20 protein-coding genes are annotated in these 20,044 nt (G+C 35.3%); 5 read left to right on the forward strand and 15 right to left on the reverse strand.

Annotation, left to right across the window (positions count from 1 at the left end):
* The first annotated feature begins 79 nt into the window (after window positions 1–79).
* The 3 genes from AC4BHA_RS17625 to AC4BHA_RS17635 all read left to right on the forward strand — a co-directional run bounded on the left by AC4BHA_RS17625 (window position 80) and on the right by AC4BHA_RS17635 (window position 2,026).
* A complete protein-coding gene (locus AC4BHA_RS17625) occupies window positions 80–1,264 on the forward strand; it encodes a NupC/NupG family nucleoside CNT transporter (protein ID WP_066102060.1) in 1,185 nt (394 codons plus the stop codon).
* Window positions 1,265–1,446: 182 nt separating this feature from the next.
* On the forward strand, window positions 1,447–1,575 hold the full coding sequence (locus tag AC4BHA_RS17630; protein WP_066102064.1) for a YpzI family protein: 129 nt from the start codon (window positions 1,447–1,449) through the stop codon (window positions 1,573–1,575).
* A 40-nt stretch (window positions 1,576–1,615) separates the two neighbouring features.
* Window positions 1,616–2,026 (forward strand): putative ABC transporter permease, encoded by a 411-nt coding sequence (locus AC4BHA_RS17635; protein WP_066102067.1) that lies wholly within the window; start codon window positions 1,616–1,618, stop codon window positions 2,024–2,026.
* Window positions 2,027–2,060: 34 nt separating this feature from the next.
* Here the strand turns inward: AC4BHA_RS17635 and AC4BHA_RS17640 are convergent, their stop codons facing one another.
* Complete coding sequence (locus AC4BHA_RS17640) at window positions 2,061–3,278, reverse strand: BRCT domain-containing protein (RefSeq protein WP_490552185.1); 1,218 nt, start codon at window positions 3,276–3,278, stop codon at window positions 2,061–2,063.
* A gap of 284 nt (window positions 3,279–3,562) precedes the next feature.
* Between AC4BHA_RS17640 and AC4BHA_RS17645 the strand changes: the two genes are divergently transcribed.
* Window positions 3,563–4,501: an alpha/beta hydrolase gene (locus AC4BHA_RS17645; RefSeq protein ID WP_490552188.1), complete on the forward strand. Its 939-nt coding sequence runs from the start codon at window positions 3,563–3,565 to the stop codon at window positions 4,499–4,501.
* 49 nt (window positions 4,502–4,550) lie between these two features.
* Here the strand turns inward: AC4BHA_RS17645 and AC4BHA_RS17650 are convergent, their stop codons facing one another.
* The 14 genes from AC4BHA_RS17650 to AC4BHA_RS17715 form a co-directional block, all read right to left on the reverse strand.
* Complete coding sequence (locus AC4BHA_RS17650; protein WP_066102076.1) at window positions 4,551–5,162, reverse strand: DedA family protein; 612 nt, start codon at window positions 5,160–5,162, stop codon at window positions 4,551–4,553.
* Window positions 5,163–6,159: 997 nt separating this feature from the next.
* Window positions 6,160–6,648, reverse strand: coding sequence for a GNAT family N-acetyltransferase (locus tag AC4BHA_RS17655; RefSeq protein ID WP_490559000.1), 489 nt, complete (start codon window positions 6,646–6,648; stop codon window positions 6,160–6,162).
* A 344-nt stretch (window positions 6,649–6,992) separates the two neighbouring features.
* On the reverse strand, window positions 6,993–8,174 hold the full coding sequence (locus AC4BHA_RS17660; protein WP_490552191.1) for an MFS transporter: 1,182 nt from the start codon (window positions 8,172–8,174) through the stop codon (window positions 6,993–6,995).
* A gap of 73 nt (window positions 8,175–8,247) precedes the next feature.
* A complete protein-coding gene (locus tag AC4BHA_RS17665; protein WP_066102093.1) occupies window positions 8,248–9,087 on the reverse strand; it encodes a MerR family transcriptional regulator in 840 nt (279 codons plus the stop codon).
* A 123-nt stretch (window positions 9,088–9,210) separates the two neighbouring features.
* The gene (locus tag AC4BHA_RS17670) at window positions 9,211–9,684 is read right to left on the reverse strand and encodes a methylated-DNA--[protein]-cysteine S-methyltransferase (protein ID WP_490559001.1); all 474 of its coding nucleotides are present in this window, start codon (window positions 9,682–9,684) and stop codon (window positions 9,211–9,213) included.
* A 36-nt stretch (window positions 9,685–9,720) separates the two neighbouring features.
* Window positions 9,721–10,167, reverse strand: coding sequence for a GNAT family N-acetyltransferase (locus tag AC4BHA_RS17675; protein WP_490559002.1), 447 nt, complete (start codon window positions 10,165–10,167; stop codon window positions 9,721–9,723).
* Window positions 10,133–10,717: an HAD-IIIA family hydrolase gene (locus tag AC4BHA_RS17680; RefSeq protein ID WP_490559016.1), complete on the reverse strand. Its 585-nt coding sequence runs from the start codon at window positions 10,715–10,717 to the stop codon at window positions 10,133–10,135. Before AC4BHA_RS17680 ends, AC4BHA_RS17675 begins: the two co-directional genes overlap by 35 nt.
* Window positions 10,718–10,821: 104 nt before the next feature.
* Window positions 10,822–12,948, reverse strand: coding sequence for a heavy metal translocating P-type ATPase (locus AC4BHA_RS17685; RefSeq protein WP_490559003.1), 2,127 nt, complete (start codon window positions 12,946–12,948; stop codon window positions 10,822–10,824).
* Entirely contained in the window at window positions 12,941–13,309 is a 369-nt protein-coding gene (locus AC4BHA_RS17690) for an ArsR/SmtB family transcription factor (protein ID WP_490559004.1), read from the reverse strand. The genes AC4BHA_RS17685 and AC4BHA_RS17690 overlap by 8 nt, the downstream gene beginning before the upstream one ends.
* Before the next feature lie 643 nt (window positions 13,310–13,952).
* On the reverse strand, window positions 13,953–14,852 hold the full coding sequence (locus tag AC4BHA_RS17695) for an EamA family transporter (protein ID WP_490559005.1): 900 nt from the start codon (window positions 14,850–14,852) through the stop codon (window positions 13,953–13,955).
* 584 nt (window positions 14,853–15,436) lie between these two features.
* Complete coding sequence (locus AC4BHA_RS17700) at window positions 15,437–17,053, reverse strand: alkaline phosphatase (RefSeq protein ID WP_490559006.1); 1,617 nt, start codon at window positions 17,051–17,053, stop codon at window positions 15,437–15,439.
* 270 nt (window positions 17,054–17,323) lie between these two features.
* Window positions 17,324–17,656, reverse strand: a complete 333-nt coding sequence (locus tag AC4BHA_RS17705; protein ID WP_066102117.1) for a zinc ribbon domain-containing protein YjdM — start codon at window positions 17,654–17,656, stop codon at window positions 17,324–17,326.
* A 225-nt stretch (window positions 17,657–17,881) separates the two neighbouring features.
* Window positions 17,882–18,478 carry a protein kinase domain-containing protein gene (locus AC4BHA_RS17710; RefSeq protein WP_139891538.1) on the reverse strand — a complete coding sequence of 199 codons (597 nt, stop codon included), beginning with the start codon at window positions 18,476–18,478 and terminating at the stop codon, window positions 17,882–17,884.
* A 606-nt stretch (window positions 18,479–19,084) separates the two neighbouring features.
* Window positions 19,085–19,285: a cold-shock protein gene (locus AC4BHA_RS17715; RefSeq protein WP_066102120.1), complete on the reverse strand. Its 201-nt coding sequence runs from the start codon at window positions 19,283–19,285 to the stop codon at window positions 19,085–19,087.
* A 469-nt stretch (window positions 19,286–19,754) separates the two neighbouring features.
* Here AC4BHA_RS17715 and AC4BHA_RS17720 point away from each other — a divergent pair, with 469 nt between their 5' ends.
* The gene (locus tag AC4BHA_RS17720) at window positions 19,755–19,985 is read left to right on the forward strand and encodes a hypothetical protein (protein WP_066102123.1); all 231 of its coding nucleotides are present in this window, start codon (window positions 19,755–19,757) and stop codon (window positions 19,983–19,985) included.
* Window positions 19,986–20,044 lie beyond the last annotated feature (59 nt).

The raw sequence follows: 20,044 nt of genomic DNA on the forward strand, positions 1-20,044 counted from the left end.
TCTTCAAGGCTGATGGTTATTTTTATTGCCATTGAGCAAAATGATTGTAAATTAATAAAAAGATTGAGAGGTTTTTTTAATGAGCATTATTCTCGGTATTCTCGGAATCGCATTGCTAATAGGAATTTCCTATTTATTTTCCAATGATAAAAAGAATATCAATTTTAAAGCTGTTGCCATCATGATTGGCTTCCAGTTAGTTCTAACTTTCTTATTACTAGGTACAACTGTCGGTTTAAAGGTAGTTGATGCAGTGGCTGGAGCGTTCAATAAATTATTAAGTTACTCCCAGGAAGGTATCGAATTCGTAATTGGTGGATGGATTCCTGAAGGAGGTTCTCCATTCTTTGTAAATGTCTTAATGCCCGTTATTTTTACATCTGCATTATTATCTGTACTTACACATTACAAAATTCTTCCTTATATTATCAAATATATTGGCGGACTTATTTCAAAAATCACTGGTTTACCTCAAGTAGAAAGCTTCAATGCTGTTAACTCTATATTTTTCGGTCAATCAGAAGCAATTCTTGCAATTAAAAGTCAAATTGGTAAGCTAAATTCAAACAGACTATTTATTGTTTCAACATCAGCAATGGCAAGCGTATCTGCAGCGTTGATTGCATCCTATATGACAATGCTGCCTGCGAAATTTGTATTAATCGCTATTTTCCTTAATATGTTTAGTGCATTAATCATTACTTCCATCATGACACCAGTTAAAGCAACGAAGGAAGATACTGAAATCGATATTAACGATATGGTTCAAACAAAAAATGTATTTGAAGCCATTGGTGCCGGAGCATTAGACGGTGGAAAAGTAGTCGTAATTGTTGCTGTAATGCTAGTTGCATATTTAGCAATCCTAGGACTTTTAAATGGTATTGTTGGCGGAATTGTTGGAGTTGATTTGACTACAATTGTAGGATATCTCTTATCTCCAATCGCTTTCATTATGGGTATTCCAGCAAGCGAAATGATCACAGCTGGATCTGTAATGGGTACAAAATTGTTAGCAAACGAATTTGCTGCGATTTTACAATTCCAACCTTTAATGGCTGACATGTCTGAGAAAGCAGTTGCTGTTATTTCCACATTCTTAATTTCATTTGCTAACTTCTCTTCTATTGGTATCATTAGCGGATCTATCCAAGCGATCAATGGTGCAAAAGCAAAAGAAGTAAGCGCATTTGGTTTCAAACTATTCATCGTAGCTACAATGGCATCTATCTTGTCTGCTACAATTGTAGGATTATTTATTTAATAATTACCTCGGATAGGATTCTTGGAGATAACCCAAGAATCCTATCTTTTTTTATAAAAATTAGCGATTCCTATTCCTACAATTTCTCCTAACTTGTACTTGTATATTTTCCCTTTAAAAATAGTAATGAAAAACCAAAGAAAGGTTACCCTAAGCTTAATCCACGAAAAGGAGTGAGTAATATGGGTAAAGACCGACAAGAAAAGAAGCTGAGAAACAGCAAGCGCGTTGAATCTGACCGTGATCAAGCACTACATAATAATGGTTCTACGCGTTTGGACACAGCTGATGAAGCACGAAAAGACCAATAATCTTGTAGCTTATATAAACTTCTTCACAGGAGGCGTCCAAATGTTTTTTACTCTCATGAAAACCTTACACCTTGGGATTATTGGCGGCGCTCTTTATTTGTTAGTAGAGCTAATATGGAGGGGACATACTCATTGGACAATGGGGGTGCTTGGTGGTATTTGCTTCACTCTGTTTGGGTTCCTGACTCTAATTAAGATCCCGCTGTATCTGAAAGCTTTGGCAGGTACTCTTTTAGTGACCTTCCTAGAGCTATGCGCCGGTCTTATTTTAAATATATGGCTAAAGCTATCTATATGGGATTATAGTGCCCTTCCTTTTAATCTTTATGGACAAATTTGTGTACCCTATGCTCTATTATGGTTGCCTTTATCAATAGCTGGAATTATCCTATATCCGCGTTTACACTCTTGGTTATTCCAGAAAAATCACTCAAACCTTCGCATAAATTAATAAAGGAGACCAATGAGCTTCATTGGTCCCTCACCTATTCAATCATCAATCTAAATTGTTCTTCCGTTATGATAGGCACTTTAAGAGATTTTGCCTTTCTATATTTGACTGTCCCTACCCCTTTTGACCCCATTAATAAGTAATCTGTTTGGTTCGTAACCGCTCCCGCCAGTACTCCACCAGCTTGTTCAATTAATTTCCTGAAATCATATCTTCTTATTGAAAGTGTACCAGTTATAACCACAGTCTTACCTTTTATTCCATGCTGCTCTCGATTGAATACCGGTTTATTCCTGCAATCGCTATTTGTACAATATAGTTGCTCACCATCATTCTTTACTTTATCCCCACAATTGGGGCAAAATTCAGGTAGGACAAAGCAAGTTTCTGTACCTGTCCGTTTTTCTATTTCCACCCCTATAATAGTTTGTACATCCGACATCAAAACCTGGTCGCCAATTCGAATATCCATTAACTTGATTAAAGAGAATCCATGCATCCGAAGGGAATAATAACGTTCTCCTGCTAGATCAATCGCTTTTATTCTGACAATAGGCTCAATCCTTCCAGATGGAATTACCTCAGGACAAATATCATCAACTGTTAAAATTGCTTTATCAGATGTAAAAGGTAATATGAACCCTTCGTTGCAGTCATGTGAATCAGCAGAAAGTATTTGCAGACCTGATACGGAATAGCCTATCTCTTGACGGTGATACTCCATGAAAGTCTCGTAAAATAAATGAATTCCTTCAATACTATTTTCAATTTGCTCATAATAGACCACGTGAAATCCTTGATTCTTTAGAAACTCTACCTGTTCAATCTCATTATAACCACTGTCATTATCCAAGCCGAATATATCAACAATATTTGAAACAATGACCCTTAGCTTTCTTTGCTCATAATCCATCTGCTGCTGGAGTATTTTTTTCGTTAAATCTTTATGATGTAAATACAGGCCATTTCGATTCAACTTTTCAAAATCCGAGAAGGTGTGAATGACATGTGCCCTCACCTTTAATAATCCCTTAAACAAAATCTTGTCAGGGACATCTACACTGATTCGAACTACTTGAGTTACATCCACTTCAAAATGGTTTTGATCAACCATGATTACCTTATTAAGAAGTCCATTTTGATATGTCATTTCTACTGTTAAACCATTGATGAGTAATTTGATAAGCAAAGGATTGCCAGCTTGCTTTAAGTATTCTTTAAGTCGTAGTTGGTATTTATCTGTATGAGTCATTGTCAGTTCCTTTATAAAATCCTATTTGACTTGTAAATTGTATATCTATATTTTAACAGGTTGTTTGTACATTTTATTTATGGAAAATTTAACATCTACTATCTGTGATAACGTTCAATTTTTTCCTTCAAACAGGTCTTCCACTTATTCAGTCGCGCACTGGTACATAATCCTTACTGCATTATAGATAATTGAGGTAATTATAGATAAAGAAACCTTATACCAAAAAGTCATCTTTCGATGTATGATAGTTGTTATGACAATTTAGAAGAAGGATGTGGACTATGAAAAAGTGGATTGCGATTATCACCATACTCATACTAGCCATTCTGACTGCAGCCAGCTTCTACTTTTATAAAGTAGCCGTTTATCGTTCTGATAAGGATTTTCTAGATGATAATCCAGATTTAGATGTTTCAACCGACAACTCTCTACTGGAACAGGCACTTTCATGGATGAGCAAATCAAACTTTGAGACTGTATCAATCACTTCTATGGATGGTCTGAAATTAAAAGGCTATTATTTGGAAGCTAATGAACCAACCAATCAAACCGTTATTATTGCGCATGGATACGCAGGCAAGGCTAAGAATATGGCTGCCTACGCAAAATATTATCATGAAACTTTAAATTATAATGTGCTTATGCCGGATGCGCGTGGACATGGTGCTAGCGAAGGGGATTATATTGGTTTTGGTTGGCCAGAGCGCAAGGATTATCTTCAATGGATTGATTATATAATCGATCGTAATGGAGAAGATTCAAACATCGCCCTGCATGGTGTTTCGATGGGGGCATCTACTGTCTTAATGACAAGCGGCGAAGAGCTGACAAATCAAGTAAAAGCAATTATTGCCGATTGCGGATATACGTCTGCCAAAGATGTTCTATCCTATCAATTGAAAAGAATGTATCATCTTCCAAGCTTCCCAATTATCCAAACTACTAGTTTGTTAACAAAAATCCGGGCAGGGTACTCTTTTGGAGAAGCTTCAGCTATCGAGCAGGTCAAGAAGACAAATTTACCCATCCTCTATATCCATGGTGAAGCTGATACCTTTGTTCCAGTTGAAATGGTACATGAGCTTTATGAGGCTACTCCATCAGAAAAAGACCTCTATTCAGTACCGAAAGCAGAGCATGGCAATGCCTATGATATAAATCCAGCATTGTATGAAGAAAAAGTTAGTTCATTTTTAACAAACTATATGCCAAACAAATAATAAAAGCCCTTGTCCTCCATTTCATCTGGAGAATAAGGGCTTTTCAAGTTTACTTCCGTTCTTTTCTTTTTCGAATATACCAAACAATACACAGGATAAATAGCACAATGAGTATGACATAGATTACATTTGAGAAAGTGTCCATATAGTTTACAATCTCATGCCAATTTTCTCCCACACTTGCTCCCAGGTTGACCAGGATGGTATTCCAGACAACTGTCCCTATTGTTGTAAACAAAATGAATAATGGAAAATTCATATTGGACATCCCTGCAGGAATAGAAATTAGGCTCCGAATTAAGGGAATTAGACGGCAGAATAAGACTGTCCAAATACCATACTTATCAAACCAGGCATCAGCCTTATAAATGTCTTCTTTTGTAAGACGAAGGATCTTCCCATACCGATCAATTATTTTTTCCAAACGACTGACATCAAGCAATCGGCCAATGAAATATAAAATGATTGCACCGGAAACTGAACCTATTGTAGATACCAATATGACACCAACTACCGTTAACTGAGTTTCATGTGTCATATATCCTCCAAACGTTAAAATCACTTCAGACGGAATAGGAGGAAATACATTTTCTAAAGCAATTAGGAGAAACACTCCCCAATAACCAAATTGATTCATCAAGTCCATTATCCAAGACTCCAATTGGACCATCCTTTCTATGTATCAGTTATGTGTTATGACCAATCAGAAATACCTTTAAAGCACTATCATAATATTCCTTCTTTGGACAATCATAGTAATCTCCATTATACAATATCAACATAAAGCTAGGAGAAAGTAAAATAAATGCCCTTAGCCTCTCCTATAATATAGGCTAGGAAGAAAAACATATAGATGTATATTTCCAAATTACTGGTGGTGTCTATCATTATTATCATTATAGGGTCTCAACTCAGCAGATAAATTTATGCAACCTATGAGTAAATCACGATACGTATTTGACTCCCTTTCTTTCCTGACTTGTCGGTATCATCTATGGAATATCGAAGAGAAGTGATTCTGCTGTTAAGGGGGCATAATAATTATGTTTTCAATCCTATTATTTATTGGTGCCCTTCTTTTTCTATATCTGTTTATGTATAGATTATTGTATGTAGTATATAACGAAATAGCTTTAAATTGGTTTCAAAAATCTATTGAAGTAATGTTTTCGATATTATATTATATTGAAATAATAATTACCAAGTTATACGAGGAGGATTAAATTATGCTTAAAAATCCAATCCTATGGACAAGCATCACTGCCATACTTACTGTTCTAGTTTATATCGATACTTTTTTTCTTGGCGTATTTTTATTCACTATTCCTATGGCAGTGGTAGTTGCTATTATTTCAACAATTATATCTGTACTACAAAAAAAATATAAATACATATTCTATAACTTAGTTTTAGCTATAATTGCATGTTTGTGTTATCTCATATTTCCGTGGTAGTAATAACTTTTCAAAGGATGCCTATTTGGGTGTCCTTTTTTAGTTGGCTAGTTTCCAGAAAAATGTCTTATTAATACGTTCACTCATTACTTAACATTTCTGTATTCCGTAACCATTTCTTCAAACATTTGATACTTAAACTTTTTTAAATCTAAATATCTTTTATTATCAATCCTTTTTACTGCTTCCTCTTGATTTACCTTTTTAAATACATTTTTCATATTTATTAAATTCTTCGGTGGATCCAGCCAATTTGAATCTACAATCCTGATAAAACTGGTTAAGTCTGGGGTTATTGGACACACAATCTAGTCTTAAATACATATATCGACCGGAAAATATCTCTTCAATCCACCGAATTATTTCACACCCCAGTCCCTGCCCTCTATATTCATTATTTACAGCAAGGCGATGTAAATATAAGGAACTATCCTCTTGATTCCCCCATAAATCGAGATCCCATTCACTTTGAACAGATGATAAAGTAAAGGTCCCTATCAGATTATTTTCATACTTTGCTACATAGGTCTCATTGTTGAGAATAGCACGCTCTATATCGAGATCCTCTCCTCCGGACAATAAATAAGACCATTGATCAATTTCCTCAGATTTGAGCCATGACGCAGCCCCTTTTAATAGTTCGATAATCTCCATGGTTTCTGAATCCTTGGCTAATCGAATTTGTAGTTTCATCTATCGCTTACTCCTTTGCGAATTTAATAAATCTGGTTACAGGTTAATAGACAGGGTATAGCTTTTATTCAGGGACAAACTCTCTGTGAATCACGTTTGAAAAAGTTTATATCTTAATCTTACGATTGAACTGAAACGTCGATTACTATCTATGTCTCTTTATAATACCCCAAAAATGCTTGTCCGATTATTGGACGGACCTCCTTCACTACACGATTATATGCTGAAGGAGATAGAAAAATGAGTTTTAAGAAAATCAATACAATGATATTGCCCGTAAGTACTTTAAAAATAAAACCAGCCGCGCAAAAAAACACAGCTGGTTTGCCTCTAATACAATCAATCTATGACTGGACTTCCGTTGTCCTTTCACGCCATACAAAGGAAATCAGCAAGCTAATTCCCAATAATATAGCCGCAAAAATATATGGGTAGATGAGATCAATATCAAATAAAATCCCACCAATTGCCGGTCCGATAATATTCCCAACACTCGTGAATGCTGAGTTCATACCACTGACAAATCCCTGATCTTTTCCGGCTATACGAGATAGATAAGTCGTTATTGCCGGTCTGATTAAGTCAAAAGCAAGGAATACCATAAACGTTACCGCCAACACGCTCCAATAAGCGGATGCTCTTGTTAAAAGGAACGCAAAAACAGCTCCTACCAGTAAACATAGCTTAACCAGCCATATTTCCCCGATTACTCTTGTAATTCTCTCGAATAAAAATACTTGTGCGATGACTCCTAATATGGCACTAACCGTAATGAGCATCGCTATATCTTTAGCAGTGAAGCCATATTTTTGATCAACGAATAAGCTATACATAGATTCAAAGGTAGATAGACCAAGTGAAGATGATAAGATAATTAGGAACGGAATAAGGTAAATAATCGTAAATAGCTTATGATATCCTTTCTTGCCAGGTACTTCTTTTAAAGAATTCGTTTCTACTGTGCGCTCAGGTTCCTTCAACATTAAAATGGAGAAGATTCCCGCGAAAATCCCTAGTCCAGCGGCGAAATAAAAAGGCACTCGCGTACCTATATCCGCTAAGAAACCACCAATTCCCGGTCCAATGATAAAGCCTGTATTAATTGCTGCTGATAAATACCCCAATGCTCTTGGACGTTCCTTCATTGTGGTAATATCTGCGATAAATGCTGTTACTGCAGGCATAATAAATGCCGCACTAACTCCACCTAAAATTCTGGACAGGAACAGTACCCATACCTGTTCTCCCAAACCGAATATCAACTCTGATATGCCAAATAAAAACATACCGATTATAATCATACGCTTACGTCCGTATAAATCCACCCATTTTCCTGCAAATGGTGAGAAAATGAGCTGTGCGACCGCAAACGCTGAAACGAGGTAGCCCATAATCGTGCCATCGAGGTTAAGTTCTCGCATAAGTGTAGGCATAACTGGTATTACAAGGCCAATCCCTAAAAATGCAATAAACATATTACTTAATAAAAGGATAAGTACTTTATTCTGATTCTTGCTGCCTGACATCGTTTTACTCCTTTTCTTGTATACTAGTTTATAATTCCTACTAATAAAAATAAACCCTATAGTTACTATAGGGTCAAGTAGATTTTATTCGTACTTTCAATTCAACGATAAAATCATCTTCATTGACTGCCGTATCGGTAAAAGGCATATACAACTCATAGACGATTTTTTCAGTTGGTATTTTTCTGTTTATAATATAAGAATAAAGCGTCTCATAAGAGGATTCATATACTCCTTCTGCTGAATGGAAGGCAATACATACGTATTCACCGGCAGGTAATTCACCAATCTCCATATATTTATTTGAGACCGTGATTTCCTCGTCCGTGAGAACTGGTGTAAAGATAGATGTATATTGCCAATCTAGCATAGAATCATATTTTTTTAATGGATACGTCGCACAATAGACACTATCAAATACCGTCCCATGGTCTTCTAATACTTTCATTAAATGGCCGTATTCTTTTACTGGAATAATAGTGGCAGATGAAGGTGCCTGATTATAAGTAAGAATACGCTGTTTATCATATTTTTTTATATACACTTTTTCTAATTGTTCAGGAGAGGGTTGATTTAGTATTTGCTTCTTCTTATAACGCAGAATGGCCTTAACATCCTCCAGCCGACGCAGCTGCTGCTCAATTTTACTTTCCTGCGCATCTAAAAATTCAGCCATCTCCCCCGCTGATAACTGTAATACAGATTTTATCTCACTCAACGGGACTCCGACATGCTTCAGTGATTTAATGATATCCAAATAAAACAGCTGCGTATTGCTATAATATCGGTATTGGTTATCAGGATCGGTATAGGAAGGTTTAAATAAGCCAATCTTATCGTAAAACCGTAGTGTTTGAACGGATGTATTTGTAAGCTTTGACACTTCACCAATCAAAAAATATTGTTTCTCCATTTCTGACTCCTTATTGTCTCTTTCATGCAATTAGATATACTTCATTATAGACTATCAAAGACCATTTATAAGCCAAAATAAAACTGATTCTAAACGAATCAATGCGATCTGCTCGAATCACCTTTAATTTGTAATCCGTTCAAACTCCAGTCCCAAAAGCTTTTCTTTTATATCAAGTCCACCCCCATAACCGACCAATTTTCCAGTAGCACCGATGACACGGTGGCATGGAACGATAATGAAAATCGGATTCTTATTATTTGCCATCCCTACTGCTCGAGAAGCACTAGGATTCCCTATCCTCTCTGCCACCTGTTTATAGCTTCTTGTCTCTCCATAAGGAATCTGCAATAATTCCTTCCATACACTCTGTTGAAATGGAGTACCATGAGGATTCAGTTTTACAGAAAATTGCTCCCGCTCCCCTTTAAAATATTCCTCTAGTTGCTTGGCGGTTTCTTTGATTAACTGAGTTTCCTTCTCCTCAGCTTCTATTGGCTTTTCACCTAAAAACACATCTGTAATCCCGATCCCATCTTCTGCGATTCCTACTTTACCTATTAGCGTCGTATAATAATAGGCATATTTATTCCCCACCTAAAATATCCTCCTTTACATTAATCATTCTGTTCATTAATATCTAAAATACCTAATAAATGAGTCATACTCATTATCTAAAGTAAAACCATTATTTTTATACAGTCTTCGCGCTTGTTCATTGTCAGGTGCTGTTTGAAGGGATAATGATTTTGCCCCCGTTTCCGTGCATAAGTTAATAGCTGCATCCATTAACAGCTGTCCAATTCCCTCTCGTCTTGCTTCTTGTATAACATACAAATCATTAAGTATCCAAGTTCGTTTCATGGCAATAGAGGAGAACGACGGGTAAAGCTGTATAAATCCCACATACCTTTTATGATTCACAGCCACAAAAATAATTGAATCCCTCTTTTCTAAGCGCTCACTAATAAAAGTCATTACACCATCAAAATCACTTGGTTGATGATAAAATTCTCGATACGAATTAAATAATTGGCTAACCCCTTCACGATTCTTTAGAGTGGCCTGATAAATTTCCAACTATTTTATCCTCCTCTTGATTAATTAGTGATTGGAAAATCCATTGCACAGCATCCTTTAAATCTTCAGCAATATACTCTATTGTCATTCTCTTAATTTTTTTCTGATGTTTCAATAATGTTGCATGTCCTGATCCCGTTTTTACAAGTATTTTTAAACAATTTGCCTGTTTAGCTGCTGCCATATCACTCCATCTATCCCCAATCACAATGCAATTTTCTAAGTTTAATAGATGTTTAGAAGCAGCCTTCAATAACATTCCTATCCCTGGCTTTCTGCACTTACATCCATCTTCCGGAGAATGAGGACATATTAAAACATTATCGAAACCAAAGCCTTTTAACTCATCGATAAAATCTTGCTCGGTTGCCATTCCTCTAGAAACCCCTGGCTGATTTGTAAATGAGAAAACTTTTATATTATTTCTTTTTAACTGCTCGATACAAGAATGCGTAAAGGGAAAACACTCAAATTTACCCGGATAATGAATCGTATCATCTCCACCTATTGTTCCGTCTCGATCAATAAAAACTGCTTCAATTTTATTTATCTGATTCATAATATATAATCCCCTTCTTCTTACAATTTCTCTACATCAATTACAAAATCCTTTTATATAAAAAAACAGGAAGCAAATTGCTTCCTGCATCATCTCTATTCTTTCACCCTCAACAATCTTAAACTATTTAATGTTACGATTAACGTCGCACCCATATCAGCAAAGATAGCAATCCATAATGTTAACCAACCTGGAATGACTAACAATAGGGCGATCGCTTTAATTGCCAATGAGAAGGTGATGTTTTGTTTGATGATGGTCAGCGCCTTACGACTTAACTTAATTGTATATGGCAATTTACTTAAATCATCAGACATTAAAGCTATATCAGCTGTTTCCAAGGCTGTGTCTGTTCCAGCACCGCCCATAGCAACTCCAAGATTAGCTGCAGCCAGCGCAGGAGCATCATTAATTCCATCTCCAATCATAGCTACACGTAGATTACTTTTACGGAGATTTTTAATATAGTTTAATTTATCCTCTGGTAGTAAGTCAGCCTTTATATCTGAAACACCAACTTCATGACCAATTGCTGCTGCTGTTCCTTCATTATCTCCTGTGAGCATAATCGTTTTTTGTATTCCAATTTGATGAAGCTTCTTAATAACCTCTTTAGAGGATTCCCTCACTTCATCAGCCACTGCAATGATTGCTAATATTTCTTTTTCCGTACCAAGAATCATCATCGTTTTACCTTGGGTTTGAAGTGTCTGAATCTGATTCCTTTGCTCTGTTTTAATCTGATCCATTAACAAATCTTCAAATAAGTGCAAGCTTCCTACATAATACGTTTCTTTATTAACACTGGCCTTTATTCCCTTACCTGTAATGGATTGAAATTCATCCACGATTATATCTTTATAACTCAGACCCATCTCTTCAGCTTTTTTTGTTATCGCTGAGGCCAATGGATGCTGTGAACCATTTTCTATTGCAGCAGCAATCATGAATAACTCATTTTTATTTTCAGCTAAGGCGATAAAATCTGTTACAGTAGGGATACCTTTTGTAAGGGTACCTGTTTTATCGAAGGCTATTGCATTTAAATGGCCAGCTTCTTCAAGATGAATACCACCTTTAATCAAAACACCATTTTTAGCAGCGTTCCCAATGGCTGTTACAATAGCAACCGGCGTGGATACGACCAAAGCACACGGACAGCCTACCACTAAAGCAGCCAACCCTTGATAAATCCAAGCACTCCACTCTGCACCGAAAAATAGTGGAGGCACAATGGCAATTAAGAACGCAACCACGATGATCGCAGGGGTGTAATACTTTGCAAATTTATCTACAAAAGCTTGTGAAGGAGCTTTTTCCGCTTGAGCCTCTTCTACTAAATGAATGATTTTAGATAATGTTGTATCTTCTACCCGTTTTGTAACCTCTACTTCGAGCAATCCTTCTTCATTTAATGTACCTGCATACACATCATCATCGATGGCTTTAAAAACTGGAACACTTTCGCCCGTAATGGCTGCCTGATTTAAAGTTGACGTTCCTTTTATCACTTTACCGTCCATTGCTATTTTTTGTCCCGGCTTTACGATCATGACGTCACCGATCACAATATTTTCGACATCCACCATAATTTCATGATGCCCACGTCTAATCAAGGCTTCTTTCGGAGCAATATCCATTAAAGATTCAATCGATTGTCGCGCTTTATCCATTGAATAACGCTCCAATGCTTCACTAATGGCAAAAAGGACAACTACAGTAGCTCCTTCACTCCACTCCCCAATCAACGCTGCACCAATAATGGCAATGGTCATCAAGGTATTCATGTCAAAGGTTAATTTCCCTAAATTTTTCAGGCCGTTTATAAAAAGGGTATAACCACCTATTAAAATCGCTGCTCCATATCCAATTGTAGGAATTATCTGATCTTCACCATATATCTGGCCTAAAAACCAGCTAATCACTATTAATATAGCTGAGATATAAACTTTGTAGGTTTCTTTCTGTTTCCAAAACGGAGTCTTTTCGATTTTTTTCTCTTTTTCATCTCGTATTTTTAAATGCTCAAAAGCACCCGCTTTTTCTATATCTTCAATTGTAGCTGAGCCTTGCACATAAATCTTGGATGCTCCGAAATTTACCTTAGCTTCTTTGACTCCATCCAGATTCTTCACATTGTTTTCAAATATATTGGCACAATTAGCACAACTCAGCCCTTCAATTCGGTATGTTTTTTGATCTGTTTTTACATGTTCACTCATTTGATTTCACCTCTTTCTTGTGCGTTAAGGCAATCATGATGATTTGTTTAATATGTTCATCATCTAATGAATATAGAGCTAATTTGCCCTCTTTTCGATATTTAACAATATCTTGTTTATAAAGGGTTCTTAGGTGGTGAGAAGCAGTCGCAACTGATGAACCAATAATATTCGCTATATCACAAACACATAGCTCTTCATCCTGGCATAAAGCATACGCTATTTTCGCCCTATTCTCATCAGCTAGCGCTTTGAATAATTGAGCAACGCTGGACAAATTTTCTCTTTGTATATCTGTCCTTATGCGATCAACCTTAGTTTGATCAAACCCATATACATCACATGTATCCTTTTTACTCATTATTTCACCCTCTTCATTCAAACCTTCGTTTGATTATATTATATATCCCTTCTACTTATCATTCAAATATATGTTTGAATATTGAAAAAGGTTTGGGTTATTTTATTATTTGAGCAAAAGTCTATTTCCTTTACTTTCTCGCAGGTATAATCTTATACGGTTATTTTCTAACCTTCCTACTTTCCCAATAATTTTGATTTGATGGTAAAATGAAATACAGAAATTCCCTGTAATCCAACAAAGAATAGAGATGGGGTTGATGGATTGTTGGCAAGGTGTACACACTGTAATTTCAAGTGGAAAGTTAAAGACATTTGGTCACTCGGCTTTACTAAGGAAGGAAAGGATTGTCCAAGCTGCAAAAACAAGCAATATGTATCTTTTAAAGATAGAGGTTTTATATTGGGGTTGGGTTATTTAAGCGGAACAATTGCTATACTAATTATTATTTTTTTCCCTTTTTTTATTAAATTAAGCAATCAGGATGAAACCATATTTTAATTGACGACACCGAGGAAGTTCTCCTGCTTTAAAGTCCCGGAAGTTTTCGTGCTAAGCGATATCTACAAAAAAAAAGACTGTCGACATTGTCGGCAGCCTCTAAATTGAACTAAGTAAATCTTTATTGTACAAAAAATTAATATTACAATTCAATCGGTTCATTTTGAATTTCACGGTTCCACCGCATCCTCATATTCGGATAAGCAATTCCGCATAAAATAATAATTACGCCTATCCATTGTGCTCCAGTTACTACTTCATTAAGCACAAGAGCAGACATTAATACAGCCATAGGCAATTCTGAAGCACTTAAGATAGTCCCGAGCCCACTTCCTATCTTAGGCATACCTATATTAAAGAATATAGGAGGAATTAAGGAAGCACATAAACCTGCAACTATACTATATATAAATAAGCCATCCATCAATGTACCATTTAGAAGGAATACTGGCGGGAATACGATTAAAATGAGTAACGCTGCCCCCGTTGTCATAAATGCACTCTTATAAATAGGATGAATTTCGATATTGCTGCGTCCACTTACTACAATGAAAGAGGCAAATGATGTCGCAGATAGGAGTCCCCAAACTATACCCACTAATGAAACTTCGCCATTACTTGCCAAGATACCTGATGCAAGAATGGATCCTAATAAAATGATCACAGTGGCAATAATATTTTTCTTACCAGGAGCCTTTTTATCGAAAATATATTGTAATACAAAACTAATCCATGTAAATTGCAAAAGCAAAATGATGGCAAACGATGCATCTACATAGGTCAGCGATTTATTATAAAAGATTCCCGTCAGTCCCATTGGGAAGCCGCTGATTAATAAAATTATTATTTGCTTACCTGACAACTTAACCTTAGGTACAAATAATGCTACAATCCACAGCATAACAGCACCCAACAAATACTGACTACCTGTAATTTCACCCTGAGTGAACCCTTCCCCAAAGGCAAGTTTCACAAAAGTAGAAACCACCCCATACGAACAACCGCCTAAAAAAACAAGTAAAGCATATCTCCAAATCCCCATAAAAACCTCCTAAAATAAAAAGCTGAAACGGCTCGCTCAGAAACGAGGAGCATAAGAAAGAGACTCGAAGGGGAGGTTCATCCCCCGTAGAGGCTATGCTTATGTCCTGAGTTTCTAGCCGTTGAAGCTAGATTGCATATAAAGCTAAAACTCAAGGAACGAAGACTAAGAACGCCACGTCCTGTGGCAACGTCTTCATGACCTACATCCTGTAGGCCCGCGAGGAGTATAAGACAAAGGCACAGAGGGAGTTTCATCCCCGTAGTGGCTTTGCTATGTCCCGAGCTCCTAGGCCCTGAAGCTGGCCAAAATAAAAAACACCCACCCCTTATAAAGGGATGGGTGGCGAAAACAAAACATTCAAAAATCCACCTGCCACACACTTGCTCTGCAGCTTTTAAAAAATTAGCATTCCATTTAGATTATAATGACTATTTCTTTGAATGTAAAATATAAACTCTAATCTTCTTTTGAGAATTCTCCTTTTAATAATTTTTCTTTTAACCAACTAATTAAACGCTAATATAAAAACATTCCTAAAAACAAGAAAGACATTGCACAAAATCGCAATGTCTTTTTTGTAATTATTTTACGAGTAATTTAACAACCTTGCTGCTTTTATCTTTATTCTTCGCTAATACTGTTAATTCTTTACCAGCCTTTTGATTCTTGATATTAATTATAAATTCTCCATTTTCATTAGCTTTTCCAGAACCAATTGTCTCTTTTCCTACTTTAACAGAAATGGTAGCTCCAGGTGCAGTCATTCCTTTTATTTTGGTAGACTTACTGGATACATCTTCGATTGTCAGCGGTAGGTATGGACTGTTTTCTTCTAGAATATCAAAAATAAATTTTGCTTGGTCTGTGTTATCTATTAAACCACTAAATCTATCTTTTTTAGGTCCATATGCAAAGACTGCCACATCGTCCCCAGTGTGTCCGCTTGTTGTCCAACCTGAATTTGAACGTGTATTATAAATGTTCTCAATCGCATTATCAATTTTTGTAACGTCTTTTACACCGTCAATCGGTTCAGCGGCTATCACTACCGTATCTAGCTCTTCACTCGTTAGTTCTAAGCCACTATACTTATTTAGTGTTTCTTCAACAGATTTACCGGCTGCTATTTCTGCTGCCATGAAGTCTGGGGTTCTTTTTGCGCTTTGGACCGGTTCAGGAAACCAATTATATTCTCCGTTTGCTCCCATAGTATATCCACCAGTTGAATGGTCTGAAGTAAGGACAACCAAAGTTTCCTTATCTTTTTTAGCAAATTCTATTACAGCTTTAAATGCTTGTTCAAAATCCTCCATTTCGCTCATTGTACCTACAATATCGTTATCATGCGCAGCCCAGTCAATTTGCGACCCTTCTACCAATAAGAAAAATCCATCTTTATTTTTATTTAATTTATTTATTGCAACATTTGTCATTTCTTTTAATGATGGGATTTCTTTAGTACGATCGATCATTTTTGGAAGGCCACCATCCGCAAACAACCCTAGAATCTGTTTATTTTTATCCGAACTCATTTCGTTTTTATTTGTAACGTAACTATATCCTTTATTTTGGAATTCTTCTGTTAGATCACGATCAGTGCGTACAAAATTCTTTAGTCCGCCACCTAACATAACATCCACTTTATGTTTTCCATTAATCATTTCATCAAAATAATCATCGGCAATCTGATCCATATTATGTCTGGAAATATCATGGGCACCAAAAGATGCTGGTGTTGCATGTGTTAATTCGGATGTAGCTACAAGTCCGGTTGATTTCCCAAGCGCTTTAGCTTCTTCCAGGACCGTTTTAACTTCATTTTGATGAACATCTACAGCGATTGCTGCATTGTATGTTTTAACACCCGAAGACATCGCTGTTGCTGCTGAAGCAGAGTCAGTAATGTTTTGCTCCTCATCATCCGCATATGTAGTTTGCATGCCTACCAAATATGAATCAAATGTTGTGTTTTCGATTATTTTTGTGGTTGGATTATCTTTCATATATCTGTGAGCAGCTAAAAATGGGACTCCCATTCCATCCCCCACCATAAAAATGATATTTTTAACTTCTGTTTTTTTCTTTCCTGCCGCTTCGGCATGTTCTTTTTTTTCAAGAGATAGAAAACCGGTACTTAAACCAATAAGCAAACATAGCGCTATAAATACAGATAAAACCTTTTTGTTAACCGCTTTCAATTCATCCACTCCCTAAAATAGTTTAACTATTATAAAGTATACATGTTAATTATTGGAATAAAGTTACAGAATATATAAGATTATGTTAAAATTTGTTATCTATATATTTATTTACATTTTTTGCTACTAAATTCATAAGTATCTTTATGAATATTACATTTACATGACATAACGTGTTAAAAGACCTACTATTTTCTCACTTTTCAACATTAATCACAGCAAAAAGGCGTTCAACAAATATTTTGTTGAACGCCTTTTTAAAAAGATTATTTAGATTTTCTTAACAAATTCTGATTTTAATTTCATTGGTCCGAAGCCATCGATTTTACAATCAATGTCATGATCAGCATCCACGAGACGAATATTCTTCACCTTAGTACCTTGTTTCAAAACCGAGGAGCTTCCTTTTACTTTTAAATCTTTGATAACAGTAACAGTGTCACCATCATTTAAAATATTCCCGTTAGCATCTTTATACACTTTCACATCTTCACTTTCAGATTCTAACGTCCACTCATGCCCGCATTCCGGACAAACTAAAAGCGGACCATCTTCATATGTGTATTCAGAATTACATTTAGGGCAATTTGGCAATGTTGTCATATTATTAACCTCCGAGCAATTAATACTATCTATACACTAATAGTATTCGCATTTTACATATTTTCATGTTTATCCATAAAGTAGATTATAACCATGACAACCAGCCTTTTAAAAGTAGTGTTTTATTGGTAAATAGTCACAATATATTTAGGTTGAGTTGAAATAAGGTTTCTATTTAACATTTTTGCTTAATGACTCTCCCTTTCAACTGTACGCACAAAATATCTACTCGGTAGAATCAAATAAAACCCGTATTGGCTTTGGGAGATATCTTTTTTTATAAATGAATGACGTCAAATTGAGGATGAAGGTTGGAACTTTTTTAGGGAAATATTTTTTTGAGTACATCTGAAAATACGCTCTCTCCAAATCTTTCCACTGGTTATCTTTTTCCTGTTGCATGAAACGAGCAACATCAATCACTTTTACTCCTCCATCAGAAGTAATGATAATATTTTTAAGATGTATATCAGCGGGATTTAATCCGACTTCCACCGCCATTTTTAAAGCTTTGCTTATCTCTTTAACTTTCTCTTCAGGTACAAAAATACCTTTTTGTAGACATTGAAACAATGTATAGCCCTCAATAAAATCAATGATAATATAATTATTACCATCATCATATAACGACGGATAATAATCTATATGCTGCAATTTACGGTAAATGGTCGCTTCCTCAAGGGCTATTCTCTTTTTATGTGGAAAATATATTTTTAAAGCCAAATCCTTATCTTTAATTTTAAATACAAAAGCACTCCTGCCTGTACCTATTAGTATTAGATTCTGGCTATATTTAATTAATCTTGGTTTAGATCCATTCATTTCAATCTCTACACTATCTGCTAAAGCTTTATACGATATAGTAAACACCTCATTTTAAAATAAAAACCCCATATCATATAAGTCCAAAACTATCTAGGCTTATTTGAAATGGGGACTTCCTTTATTAATATTAAGAATTAGTATCATTATACTATATACCTTTGAAGTAATTAAAATTTCTGCTTTATATTATTTATTGGGTAAAAAAACTATTCATTTAAGATGTCCAAATTAACAATATCCATTTTTTCTTTAGCACTGGTAAACAGTTTATAAGATAGGTGAAAAAATTTGAAAATCTGTATATTAGATTATCCAGATTACTTTTTGATAATGACATTTTGTTTTAACAACAAGAAGTTTTAGTGCCTTACAGCATATCAATTATTCGTATATCTCTATTAAAGAGATATACGAACTCCTAATATACCTAAAGGGGATTAGTATATCCTATCCTACAAAAAGTTCCATTTGTACATTTTACTTGTTGAGCATATAGCTGAAAAGGCCCTATTCCATATGGAATAGAGCCTTTCAGAATGCCTATTTCGTTATTAAATCAAAGAAAGACTCTCAAGGGAGAGTCTTTCTTAATAGCTTTGGCTATTATGCTTTTTGAACATTAGTAGCTTGGGGTCCACGTTGACCTTGTTCTACTTCAAATGTTACACTTTGACCTTCGTCTAAAGATTTGAAACCTTCGCCTTGGATTGCTGAGAAATGTACAAATACATCTTCTCCGCCTTCGCGTTCGATAAATCCAAAACCTTTTTCTGCATTAAACCATTTAACTTTACCTTGTTCCATGTTTGTTGCCTCCCAGTGTGTATATCACACAATGTATTAATATCCTTGCTCAAATTACCTTAGACGAAAAACAAAATCTTTTCTCAATCTGCTTAGAACAAAAATAATTCTTCTTAAGAATAACACGCTTTATAAAAATTAGCAAATTTTAGAATCTAAATGATAGAAACTACTTAAAATTATTTCAAGACAAATAAAAAAAATCCTGCTTTAATACTCCTCATACTAGAGAATGGGTAATTATCTTTATTTATTCACAGTTTCATCTGCTCCTGTTCTAGATTATATCCATAAATCAAGGCTGATATATTCCCCATTTTCTTTATTATCCTTTCTGTATTTTCAGAAAATAACAAATTGATTGGAAGTTAACAAGAAGACCATAAGTATCTAACAGGTATGTTAGATATACAGAATCAAAAAAAATATTATGCTAGTATAAAATCAAGAAAACTATGAGGTGACTATTATGAAGGAAACTATCGTAAATACAAGCTTAAAAAGCATGATTAATATAGAAATCTTAAAGGCTGCAAAGGCGGTTGACTCGGCTACAGATTCCTCTGAATACTATTATAAAATCAAGGAATATAAAAGAGCGAGAAAATTAAAAGAACTAATATCCGAATTAAATAAAGGTAATGATTATGTCTTACAAAGATTAAATGAACTATCCAACAGAAAATCAGCTTCTATATAAAAGTCAGCAGACAGGCTGACTTTTATCTTTTTTATAAATTGGTATCCTATAAAGACCAG

The organism is Pradoshia sp. Z3_51 (assembly GCF_058215915.1).